Genomic DNA, 11,345 nt, shown 5'->3' with positions numbered 1-11,345 from the left:
ACGAGGACTTCCACCCCGCACGCCGAGAGCACGCACCAGACGCCGCAGAGCCCGCCCTTCGGGCGGACGAAGGGACTTCCGACACACGCCCTAGGGCCGGTCCGGCGGACAGGCCCTAGACGGATGCGCGGCCGGGGGAGTCCACCGGTGTCACCGGCACTCCTCCGGCCGAGGCCCCCAACGGGGTCAGCCGTACGTCCTTCGGGCCCGACTCCGTCGTACCGTCCGAAAGGACCGCCAGGGCAAGGGAGTTGACGCCCCGCGAGCGCAGGATGCCGTTCGGCAGGACGAAGGTGTGCTGGGGACCCACGTCGTTGACGTACTGGCCCATGTTCCAGCCGTTGAGGAAGATCTGGACGCGGTAGGCGCGCTTCGGGTCGTCGTCGAGGGTGAGGCCGATCGATGCGTCGATGTCGGCGTCCACGGCGAGCCGGAAGGTGGTCCGGTACCAGGTGACGCCCTGGCGCCGGTCCGCGCGCGGGAACTTCGCTGCCTCCCAGCCGTCGTCGGCGAAGTCCGGCAGATGCCAGCCCTTGCGCTCCCCGTACAGCCCGCCGTTGTTGAGCGGCCCGCGCACCGGGTCGGGTGTCGTCTCGCCCTGGATGCGCCAACTCACCTTCGGGGAGCCGCCCTTGAAGGTGACCGACGTCAACCCCCGGGCCACCTTGTGGGAGTCGGCGGACCTGCCGTCCATGTCGTGTGCCATCCGCCGGACGAGGACGGACAGGACGCGGGGTGACTCACCCGAGGGGGGTGGCACCTCGAAGGTGGCCGTCGCCGCCCAACTCCCCTTCCGCGCCGTGTCCTTGTCCGGCACCGGCATCCGGTGCGTGCCGAGCGGCTCGCCGTCCAGCCAGGCCATCAGCAGCCCCTGTGTGCCGGTGCTGTAGGCCAGGGACACCGACTCCAGGTCGTCCGCGTCCGTCAACCGGCCCCGGTACCAGACGTCGCCGTAGTGGAAGCCGTAGTCGTCGGCGAAGAGGACCGGCTGGCCCTTCGGGACCGGGGTGACGCTGTACGAGCTCGTGCGGTCGGCCGTCGTCCAGCCGGAGTCGTCGTAGTCCGGGGCGGACTCGAAGTTCTCGGTACGGTGCCGCCAGCCGCCCAGCGCGGGCAGCCGCACCTCGCCCACTGCGGGCACCGGGAGCTGACCGGGGGTGGCCGGCATCTCGGCGCGCAGGCTGCCCATGGGGGTGACCGAGGTGCGCAGCGGGCGCCCGTTCCAGGTGATCTGCCCCATGCCCCGCGGCCCCCACACCTCCATGCCCGTCGCCTCGACGGTGTCGCCGGTGAGCCGGGCGGTCATCCCGTCCAGCGTGACCCCGCGCACCAGTGAGGGCCCGTACACCAGCACCGGGCCGGTCGGGGTGTCCAGCGGGAACAGCCTGAGCGCGGTCGCGTCGTCGGCGAAGACCAGCAGCAGCGGGGTGCTGCTGCCACCGCCCTCCAGCCGCACCCGGGTCAGCCCGCCGACGCCCATCGGCACGGTGACCCGCAGGACACCGAGGTCGTAGTTCCACGCGGGCTCCGCGTCGCCCCGGGTGACCAGCGGCTCCTCCGGGTACTCAAGGAGGACCTGAGCCATCTCGCCGTGCGGGGCGGTGAACACGGCCACGTCCATCCGCCCGACCTTGAGGTACATCATCGGCTGCGCGGTGGCGTACTTGAGCCTGTGGGTGCCCAACTGGAGGTCGGCGGTGAGCAGTCGGGCGTCATGGGCGGCGACGGTGAACGCCACGTCGATCCCGGCGCCGGGGATGGACGTCGTGATCGGCGCGTCGGTGTCGTTGCGCGCGACGTACACATGGGAGGCGGTGTCCGGGTTGGTCAGGTGGTACACCTTCAGCCGCTCGTCCGCGGCCCGGACGGCGTCCGCGCGGTCCAGCTTGGCGAAGTCCGGGACGGTCCTCAGGAGATGGCCGAGCTGGTGGGTGGGGGCGAGCTTCGGCGTCTGCCTGCGCGCCTCGTCGATGGCCGCCCCGTAGTCGTACGACGTGTAGACCTGCGGCGCGGGCAGCCAGCCCCACGAGGTGCCGCCGAAGGTCATGTAGACGTTGTGCACGGTGATGCCGTTGGCGAGGTTGGTGAGCTGGAACCGCCGCTCGTAGGCCGCGTCCCGGGTGTACCGCGCTTCGGCGTACCCCTTGCCGTCGAAGGTGGCCCCGCCCCACGCGTCGAACCAGCCGCCGCCGAACTCCGGGACGAAACCAGGGGTCCTGGGGCTGGCCGTGGCCCCGCCCTTGAGCCCGCCCACCCCGAAGTGCCCCCAGTCCGGCGGCACTTCGGCCGGGTCGGGGTAGCCGTCGAAGCCGTACAGCCAACCGTGCTCCTCGCCACCGGTGTTGAAGGACCCGGGCGTCCAGTAGCCGTTCCTGCCCTTGTCGTTGTGGAACAGCGGTACGTCGATCCCGTCGGCGCGCACCTTCTTGTACAGGTGGGACATGTAGTCGCGGCCGAGGGGCTCGTCGACGAACGCGTCGTACTCGTTCTCGATCTGGTAGAGCAGGACCGTGCCCGTGCCCTTGGTGAACAGGTGCCGGGCGGCGATGGCGTTGACCTCGGTCAGCCACTCGTCGACGTACGACAGATAGGCGGGGTCGGAGCTGCGGGCCCTTCCCGCGGTGGCCGCGAGCCAGCCAGGGAAGCCGCCGCCGTCGACCTCGGCGTTGATGTACGGGCCAGGCCGCAGGATCACGTACAGGCCGGTCTCGGTGGCCGTGCGCAGGAACAGGTCGAGGTCGCGGACGCCGGTGAAGTCGTACTGGCCGGGGCCGGGGGAGTGGTAGTTCCAGGCGAAGTACACGCTCACCGCGTTGAAGCCGTGCGCGCGCATCTTCTGCAGGATGTCCCGCCACAGCGACGGGCTCGGCAGCCGGAAGGGGTGCATCTCGCCCGACCACAGCACCAGACGGCGACCGTCGACCAGCAGCGAGTACTTGTCGAAACCGACCTCGTGCCGTGCGCGGTCGGCGGCGGGCGCGCCCGGTGCGGGCCCGGTGGGCACGCTGTGGGAGGCGTATGCCCTGGTCGTCTCGCCACCACTGCTGCTGAGCGCGAAGCCGAGCGCCGTGGTGCCGGCGAGGGCATGGAATGTACGTCTGCTCAGCTCCAAGGGAGCGCCTCCTGGTCGTGCCCGTTCTCGTGCGGTGCGGCTGTGAGCGGTGATGACATTGTGGCGTGGCCATTGTCCACCGCCGGACGCAGCACAATTGTCGTATGAGGATCTCTGCACGAGCGGACTACGCGGTACGGGCGGTGCTGGAGCTTGCCGTGAGGCAGGGCGCGGAGCCGGTGAAGGCCGAGGCCGTCGCCGCGGTCCAGGACATCCCGCACAAGTTCCTGGAAGGGATTCTCGGCGACCTCAGGCGCGGCGGAATCGTCGACAGCAGGCGTGGCGGGGGCGGCGGTTACCGGCTCGCCCGCGAGGCCTCGGCCATCACCGTCGCGGACGTCATCCGGGCCGTGGACGGGCCGATCGTGTCGGTGCGCGGCGAGCGGCCCACCGGCCTGGAGTACACCGGCTCCGCCCAGCCGCTGCTCCCGCTGTGGATCGCCCTGCGGGCCAATGTCCGCAAGATCCTGGAGGGCGTCACCATCGCCGACATCGCGGGCGACGCGCTGCCGGAGCCGGTACGCGCGCTGGCGGCCGAACCGGCGGCCTGGGAGAACCCGTAGGCCATCACAGGGTGCCAGGGGTGCCAGGGGTGTTGTCGGCCCCCTAAGGCCGTTCTCAGGTTGACGCCCTAGGATCCCGTCCCGTTGTCATTTCCTACTCACCCGGTAGGAAACCTCGGGAAGACGGGACCGACCGCATGCGCACGCTGATACTGCTCGCCCTCGCGGGCCTGGGCGCCCAGCTCGTGGACGGCAGCCTCGGCATGGCCTACGGCGTGACCTCCACCACCCTGCTGCTGGCCATGGGCACCAACCCGGCCGCCGCCTCGGCCACCGTCCACCTCGCCGAGATCGGCACCACCCTGATGTCCGGCGCCTCCCACTGGCGCTTCGGGAACGTCGACTGGAAGGTCGTCGTGAAGATCGGGGTGCCCGGGGCGGTGGGCTCCTTCCTGGGCGCGACGGTCCTGTCCCGGCTGTCGACCGAACTCGCCGAGCCGGTGATGTCCCTGATCCTGCTGGGCCTCGGCGTGTACGTGATGTCCCGCTTCACCTTCAAGGGCCTGCCCAAGGACAAACTGGACCGGCCGCTGCGCCGCCGTTTCCTGGCGCCCCTCGGCCTGGTCGCCGGGTTCCTCGACGCGACCGGGGGCGGCGGCTGGGGTCCGGTCGGCACGCCCGCGCTGCTGGCCAGCGGCCGGATGGAGCCCCGCAAGGTGATCGGTTCGATCGACACCAGCGAGTTCCTGGTGGCGGTGGCGGCGAGCCTCGGCTTCCTCTTCTCCCTCGGCTCCCAGGGCCTCACCTGGACCTGGGTCCTGGCCTTCCTGATCGGCGGCCTGATCGCGGCCCCCGTCGCCGCCTGGCTGGTGCGCCTGCTCCCGCCGCGGGTGCTGGGCTCGGCGGTCGGCGGCGTCATCGTCGTCACGAACGTGCGCACTCTGCTGAAGAGCGACTGGCTGGGGGCGTCGGGCGGGTTGAGCCTGTTCGTCTACGTCGTCCTGTACGCGCTGTGGGCGGCTGCCGTGGCGTACTCGATCCGGGCGCATCTGCGGGAGAAGGCTGCGGAGGCGCTGCCGTTGGCGTCCTCGGAGGAGCGGGTCGGGGCGAGCGCTTCCTGAGCTTGCCTCGGCCGCGCCCGGTTCGGTTCGGTCCGCTCCGCGGAGCCGTCGAGCCGGGCGAAGGTGCGGGCCGGCTGTTCGAGAGGGGCAAGTGGCCCGCCTCCGCGATCATTTCGAATCGGGCGTCCGCGATCGACGAGGCGTACTCCTTGCCGTAGGCCGGGGTCGCTCATGGCGGGGCCGCCGGAGAAGACGCGCAGGGTGGCCATGTTGCCCCGGATGAGGGCGAGTCGCTCGGCCGGGAGGGTCGCCGGGTTGACGTAGAAGCGTTCGGAGTCGTGGTACGCGTACTCGGCGACGCCCTGCGCGACGAGGCTGAAGAAGTCCCGCACCGGTTCGCCGTCGACCTCGATGCCGACCGCGTCCATCAGGACCAGCCCGCTGATCGGACCGTCAGCGTCGGACGTGGTCGGCTCGGCGCCGACCCAGCCGCCGAGCGAGGAGCCGACGACCAGGACGTCGCTCAACTTCCCTCGTTTACACGTGAGTTCGGACATGGTGCGAATGGCTGGAGTTCGCTCTGGTGGTGCCACAGGGCGCTCCCTACGATTCCATCGCCGCGGTGCTTCACAGAAACGACACAGGTTCTCCATGCTTCAACACTTCAGCGAAGAGGAGAGACCCCCCATGGCAAGTGGACTGCTCCTGAGCGGCGCCGTCGCCGCTCTCGTGGCCGCGGCGGTGCCCGCGCACAACCCGTCCGGCGGGTTCGTCGACCCGCCGCCGGACAAGATCGTCATCGACGTCGCCACGGTGAACGGCTCCGGCTGTCCCGCGGGAACGGCTGCCGTCGCCGTCTCCGAGGACAACACCGCGTTCACGGTCACCTACAGCGACTACCTCGCACAGGTCGGCGGCAACTCCGACCCCACCGCGTTCCGCAAGAACTGCCAGCTCAACCTGATCGTCCATGTCCCGTCCGGCTTCACCTACGCCATCGCCGAGGCGGACTACCGGGGCTTCGCCTCGCTCCAGTCCGGTGCGAGCGCCGTGCAGAGAGCCTCGTACTACTTCCAGGGCTCCTCGCAGACGGCCTTCAAGACCCACACCTTCACGGGCGCCTACAACGACAACTGGCAGGCGACCGACACCACCGACTGGGCCCAACTGGTGTGGGCCCCCTGTGGAGTTCAGCGCAACTTCAACATCAACACGGAGCTCCGCGTCAGCGCGGGCTCCTCCTCGCCGTCCAAGGTCAGCTTCATGACGATGGACTCGACCGACGGCGACATCAGCACCGTGTACCACATGGCGTGGCAGGAGTGCCCCGGCAAGTGAGTGTCGGTCGGTGAAGCAGGAGCCGTCCGCCACCCTTCGCGGGGTGGCGGGCGGCTCGGTGTGCCGTGGGTCAGTTCTCGACGCCGAGGGTCAAGGTGCCGGTGTAGCCGGCGGAGGGGGAGCTGCCCAGGGCGGTCAGGGTCAGGAGGCCGGACGCGGCGCCGCCGTCGTCGTAGATCCCGTCCTGGGCGAGGGTGGTGCGGGTGACCGTGTTGGCCGAGTACGGCGAGAGCGCGCCGACCTTGGCGGTGATCGTCTCGTCGAAGAAGAGCTGGCCGGTGTGGAGTTCGGTGCCGCCGGTGAAGGAGCCGTCGGAGGTGAGCGTGACGTTCACGTGCACCTTCACATGGACGTGGACGCAGCGGCCCCGGTACCAACCCGGGTAGACCGTGGTGATGTTGGCGACGCCGCTGGAGTCGGTGAGGACTCCGCCGCGCAGGAAGGTGCCGCTGTCGGGCTCGTCGTGACCGTTGTTGCCGACGTAGCCCGAGTACTCGCCGAGTGCGTCGCAGTGCCAGATCTCCACGAGGGCGTTGCTGATCGTGGCGCAGGTGTCGTCGTCGACGACGGTGAGGGCGAGTTTGAGCGGGAAGCCGGTCTTGCCCTCGGTGACGTCGGCGCGGACGTACTGGCCGTCGAGGTAGTAGGGGCCTTCGGTCATCTCCTTCGTGAGGGTGCAGACCGCCGCGGCGGCGACGGGGGCCGTGTCCACCGTGGCGGAAGGGTGGGCTGTGGGGGTCTCGGACGCGGCGACGCCCACGGCCAGGGCCGCCGCGGTGGCGCCCGTGGCGACCAGGACGGTCCGGCGGCCGATCGGGTTGCGCGACGCGTCGGCCGTGTCTCTCGTGCCGGTGCCGTTCATGACGGTGTCATTCATGGGGGTGTCTGTCATGGACACGGCACCGTAGAAACGGTTGCTGTCGATGGACTGTCAGTTCGGCAAAGTGACGAACCGTCAAGTTTCTTGCGAGACAGCTTGCCGTGTCCGGCCGGGCGGGCGCGGTAGGGTATCGGGGCGTATGCCGACAAGGAGGGTAAATGGGGCTTACCGTGCGGGTCGAACGACGCATCGCGGAGGACTTCCCCGGCCGGGAGGGCGAGGTGGTGGGGGATCTGCTCACCGAACTGGTCAACCATCTGACCGACCGGGGCGACCAGGAGGACAAGGAACGGATCGCCGCCGCCACGCTGCTGTGCGGACAGGGGCGGGTGGACCGGATCCTCGACGCCGTCCAGCTGGCCAAGGAGGACTGGCGGGATGTGCTGGTGGGGGCGGGGCTGGCGGACGCGGGGTGGAGGGAGCGGTTGGAGGCGGACTTCGGACCGGCGGTGACCTCCGGCTGACCCACGGGTGTGAGCCCCACCGTCGCTGCCGCACCACGGGTGCCGAGGCGGCTGTGGGGTCGCCTGCATGTCCGCTCCCGGAATGTGCGGGTTGTGCGATGACCCGCCCCTCACCACGGCCCGGGGTGCTGCAATGCTGGTGAATTTTGCCGGTGATGCACGGGACGGGAGGCACGGCTGTGGACGGGGGATCGCCTGACCTGCTCCGATTCGAGGTGCTCGGGCCGTTACGGGCGTGGCGCGGGCCGTCGCCGCTGGAGCTGGGGCCGGTCAAGCGGCAGGCCGTGCTGGCCGCACTGCTGCTGAGCCGAGGGGCCGTGGTGAGCCATGAGCGGCTGCTCGACGCGGTGTGGGGTTCGGAGCCGCCCGCAGGCGGTGCCAGGGTGCTGCCCACCCACGTCAACTCCCTGCGCAGGACGCTCGATCCGGGCGGAACCCCGCCCGCGGAGTCGGTGATCCGCAGCGGCAAGGGCTGGTACCGCTTCGTCGTCGAGGCCGTCCGGCTCGACCTGACGGAGCTGGAGGAGCGGGGCCGGGCGGCGCTGCGCACCCTCGCGTCCGGCGACCCGGCCGCCGCCACGGACCAACTGGCGGCCGCCGTAGGGCTGTTCCGGGGCGAGCCGCTGGCCAGCCTGCCGGGTCCGTTCGCGCGGGCCGAGCGCGAGCGGCTGGAGGAACGCCGGCGCTCGCTCCGGCTGGAGCGGCTCAAGTGCCTTGTCCTGCTTGGCCGGTTCGGGGACGCCCTTGACGAGCTCGGCGGGACGTCCGCGGCCTCGATGGCCGACCGCTACGACGAGTCGCTGGCCGCCCTGCGCATCCGGGCCCTGTACGGACGCGGACGCCAGGCGGAAGCGCTCACGGCCTACGAGGAGCTGCGCATACTCCTGCGCGACGAGCTCGGCGCCGATCCCGGTGAGGAACTGCGCCGGGTGCACGAGGCGCTGCTGCACCAGGACGACGCCTTCCTGCTGCCGCCGCCCCCGCCGCTCTCCACGAGGCGAGAGGACACCGTCCCCGCCGAACTCCCGCACGCTGCCCCCGGTTTCGTCGGCCGTACCGACGAACTGGCGCGGCTCCACGCCCTGTTGCCGCCCGAACAGGACCGCCGGAGCCCGGCGAACACCGTCGTCATCTCCGCCATCGGCGGCGCCGCCGGCATCGGCAAGACCGCGCTGGCCGTGCACTGGGCCCACCAGGTCCGCGACCGCTTCCCCGACGGTCAGCTCTACGTCAACCTGCACGGCTTCGACCACGACCGCCGCCCCCTCGAACCCGCCGAGGCCCTCGAACTGCTGCTGAGCGGACTGGGCCTCGCGGCCTCGGAGATCCCTCCGGACCACGAGGCCCAGTCCCGGGTCTTCCGCACCCTGCTGGCCGGCCGGCGCGTCCTCGTCCTCCTGGACAACGCGGCCTCCGCCGACCAGGTACGACCGCTGCTCCCCGCCGCCCCCACCTGCTGTGTCCTGGTCACCAGCCGCAACCGCCTCGGCGACCTCGTCGTCCGCGACGGCGCCCACGCCCTGCCCCTGGACCTCCTCCAGCCGGACGCGGCCCGCGCCCTGCTCAGCCGGACCCTCGGCGCTCACCGGGTCGACAACGACCGACACGCGGTCGACGAACTGATCCGCCTCTGCGGCAGCCTGCCCCTGGCCCTGCGCGTGGCCGCCGCGAGGCTGGCGGGCGACCCGGCGCTGCGGACGGCCGACCTCGTCGCCGAGATGACCGAGGGCAACAGACTGGACGCACTGGAGCCGGACGGCGACGCCGGTTCCCCGCTGCGTACGGCCTTCTCGGTGTCGTACGGCGCCCTGGCACCCGGCGCACGACGGCTGTTCCGGCTGCTCGGCCTGTTCCCGGGAGCGGACTTCGCCGCCGAGGCCGCGGCCGCCTTCCTGGACACACCGCTGTCCCGGGCCCGTCGGCTGCTCGGCACGTTGGCAGCGGCGCATCTGATCGAACCCGTGACGGCGGGCCGGTACCGGTTCCACGACCTGCTGCGTGAGTACGCGGGGGAGCGGGCGCTGGCGGAGGAGAGCGCGGCGGAACGCGAGGCCGCGCTGGAACGGCTGCTGTTCTGGTATCTGCACGCCGCTCGTGCCACCGCGGGGACCGGACTCTTCCCCGAACTGCCCGGCGCCCTGCGCCCCGGCGAGCACCCGGGCATGCCGTCGGCCGCCGAGTCCCGACGATGGCTGGACGCGGAACGGGCGAACCTCCTCGCCGTCATCGACCACGCCGGCCGTCACGGTCCCCGCCCGGTCGCCTGGTACCTGACCTCCACGCTGTTCGGCCAGTTCTGGATCCATCTGTCCCGCAAGACCTGGCAGACCGTCGCGCAGACGGCACTGGAGGCCGCCGAGGCCGAGGGCGACCTGTACGGCCAGTCCGCGGTGCACTCCAGCCTCTCGGCGGCCCGGTGGGACCGGGGACATGTCCGGCAGGCGATGGAGCATGCCACCCGCGCCCTGGACACCAGCCGGGAACGCGGCTGGACGGCGGGTGAGGCATCGGCCCTCGGCCTCAGGGCCTTCGCGAAATGGAGCATGGCGCAGCTCGGCAGCGCGTACGACGACCTCACCACCGGGCTGCGCCTCTTCGGCGTGGCCGGCAACCCCAACTACGAGGGGTTCGGGCTGGTCGGCCTCGGTATGGTCTGCCGGGACCTGGGCCGGCTGCGCGAGGCCGCCGGTCACCTCGAACGTGCCGCGGAGCTCGACGCGGACCACAGCCGGTGGGACAACGGCCCGGCCGTGCAGGTACTGGGCGGGGTGTACTGGGAGCTGGGCCGTCTCGCCGACGGGCTCGTCCTGCTCGGCCCGGCGGTGACCTCGGACCAGCGGGCCGGTTACCGCGACGGCCGCACGATGATGCTCAACGCCCTCGCGAGGATCAGTCTCGAACTCGGCCGCCACGAGGAGGGGCTGGAGCAGGCCGAGCGCGCCCTGGCCATGGTCGGCGACACGAAGCGGTACTGGATCCTGCCCGGCATCCTCAACACGCTCGCCGCCGCCCACCGAGGCCTGGCGCGCCCGGACCGGGCCCTCGACGCCGACCGACAGGCTCTCGCCCTGGCCCGCGAGGCGGGCTTCCGGCGCGCCGAGGCCGACACCCTCGTGAGCCTCGCCCTCACCGTTCAGCAACGGGGTCGGCACGACGAGGCACGCGACCACGCCGCAGGGGCCCTGCGTCTGGCCCGCGCCCACTCCTTCCGCGTGGTGGAGGGCCAGGCCCTGACCGCCCTCGCCGAGGCAGCCGAGGCCGAGCAGGCCCACGCCACCGCCGTCGAACTCGCCGGGCAGGCCCTGGCCATCCACCGTGAGACCGGTCACCGCCTCGGCGAGGCCCGCACCCTCATGGCCCTCGCCCGCACCCGCCGGACCACCGACCGTACGGCTGCCGAACTGCTGAGCCAACAGGCCCGGGCCGTCTTCGCCGACGTCGGAGTCCCCGAGGAGGTCAGCCCGCGCTGAGTTCCATCCCGGCGGGCTTCGCCAACTCGACCAGGTCGTCGAAGAGGGCGGCCACCGGGTCCACGGGCGGGTTCAGCGCCGTGAGCACGGGGCGGAGTTCCTCCCAGTGGGTCACCGGGAGGGTGTCGAGACAGTCCTGCGCATGGATGCGGCTGCTGCTCAGGACGGCCGACCACAGCGACTGCTCGGCGGACGCGGGGACCGGGAAGTAGTCCTCCGCCCGGTCGATCGTGCTCAGCAGGTCCGTGCAGCCGCGCCTCATCGCCGTACCGTCGACGCTGCCGTCCGGACGGACGCTGCGGTCGATGCCCGCCAACGCCCGTTCGTAGTCGCCCATGAGACCCGCCCCGCCGAAGTAGCCCCAGGCCCAGACCTGCATGCCGAGCTGCCGGCTCGACACCGGGGTTCTGTGGAGCTCCGTGATGAGGGGGTCGAAGCCGGCCCGGTCCGACCGCCCGCTCGCGGCCTGCCGCTCCGCATAGGTCGCCGCACACAGGCTCACCAGCACCCCGCAGGC

At 71.6% G+C, this 11,345-nt stretch carries 8 protein-coding genes; 5 read left to right on the top strand and 3 right to left on the bottom strand.

Translation table 11 applies throughout. The features are described from left to right. Positions 1–115: 115 nt before the first annotated feature. On the bottom strand, positions 116–3,112 hold the full coding sequence (locus tag ACI2L1_RS37195) for a beta-galactosidase (RefSeq protein ID WP_404743852.1): 2,997 nt from the start codon (positions 3,110–3,112) through the stop codon (positions 116–118). A gap of 104 nt (positions 3,113–3,216) precedes the next feature. On the opposite strand from ACI2L1_RS37195, the gene ACI2L1_RS37190 reads away from it, so the two are divergent. The 3 genes from ACI2L1_RS37190 to ACI2L1_RS37180 all read left to right on the top strand — a co-directional run bounded on the left by ACI2L1_RS37190 (position 3,217) and on the right by ACI2L1_RS37180 (position 6,014). Continuing rightward, entirely contained in the window at positions 3,217–3,675 is a 459-nt protein-coding gene (locus tag ACI2L1_RS37190) for an RrF2 family transcriptional regulator (RefSeq protein WP_404743851.1), read from the top strand. Positions 3,676–3,812: 137 nt separating this feature from the next. Then, a complete protein-coding gene (locus ACI2L1_RS37185) occupies positions 3,813–4,736 on the top strand; it encodes a sulfite exporter TauE/SafE family protein (RefSeq protein ID WP_404743850.1) in 924 nt (307 codons plus the stop codon). 627 nt (positions 4,737–5,363) lie between these two features. Continuing rightward, positions 5,364–6,014, top strand: coding sequence for a DUF4360 domain-containing protein (locus ACI2L1_RS37180; RefSeq protein ID WP_404743849.1), 651 nt, complete (start codon positions 5,364–5,366; stop codon positions 6,012–6,014). Positions 6,015–6,084: 70 nt separating this feature from the next. Here the strand turns inward: ACI2L1_RS37180 and ACI2L1_RS37175 are convergent, their stop codons facing one another. Continuing rightward, positions 6,085–6,876, bottom strand: coding sequence for an intradiol ring-cleavage dioxygenase (locus ACI2L1_RS37175; protein ID WP_404743856.1), 792 nt, complete (start codon positions 6,874–6,876; stop codon positions 6,085–6,087). Positions 6,877–7,052: 176 nt separating this feature from the next. Here ACI2L1_RS37175 and ACI2L1_RS37170 point away from each other — a divergent pair, with 176 nt between their 5' ends. Together ACI2L1_RS37170 and ACI2L1_RS37165 are read left to right on the top strand one after the other, a co-directional pair. Beyond that, entirely contained in the window at positions 7,053–7,358 is a 306-nt protein-coding gene (locus ACI2L1_RS37170; protein WP_404743848.1) for a hypothetical protein, read from the top strand. 179 nt (positions 7,359–7,537) lie between these two features. Then, complete coding sequence (locus ACI2L1_RS37165) at positions 7,538–10,828, top strand: AfsR/SARP family transcriptional regulator (protein ID WP_404743847.1); 3,291 nt, start codon at positions 7,538–7,540, stop codon at positions 10,826–10,828. Here the strand turns inward: ACI2L1_RS37165 and ACI2L1_RS37160 are convergent. After that, positions 10,815–11,336 (bottom strand): hypothetical protein, encoded by a 522-nt coding sequence (locus tag ACI2L1_RS37160; protein WP_404743846.1) that lies wholly within the window; start codon positions 11,334–11,336, stop codon positions 10,815–10,817. The genes ACI2L1_RS37165 and ACI2L1_RS37160 overlap by 14 nt on opposite strands. Between the last annotated feature and the right edge of the window lie 9 nt (positions 11,337–11,345).

Origin of the sequence: Streptomyces sp. NPDC019531, assembly GCF_044903305.1 — a bacterium.
GTDB lineage: Bacteria > Actinomycetota > Actinomycetes > Streptomycetales > Streptomycetaceae > Streptomyces.
Note: the sequence above shows the minus strand (reverse complement) of the source record. Positions and strands in the feature narration are given on the sequence as shown.

Bases quoted from the DNA above. Each gene is read 5' to 3' on its own strand.
- ACI2L1_RS37190 (WP_404743851.1), top strand. From the start codon at position 3,217: ATGAGGATCTCTGCACGAGCGGACTACGCGGTACGGGCGGTGCTGGAG.
- ACI2L1_RS37185 (WP_404743850.1), top strand. From the start codon at position 3,813: ATGCGCACGCTGATACTGCTCGCCCTCGCGGGCCTGGGCGCCCAGCTC.
- ACI2L1_RS37180 (WP_404743849.1), top strand. From the start codon at position 5,364: ATGGCAAGTGGACTGCTCCTGAGCGGCGCCGTCGCCGCTCTCGTGGCC.
- ACI2L1_RS37175 (WP_404743856.1), bottom strand. From the start codon at position 6,876: ATGAACGGCACCGGCACGAGAGACACGGCCGACGCGTCGCGCAACCCG.
- ACI2L1_RS37170 (WP_404743848.1), top strand. From the start codon at position 7,053: ATGGGGCTTACCGTGCGGGTCGAACGACGCATCGCGGAGGACTTCCCC.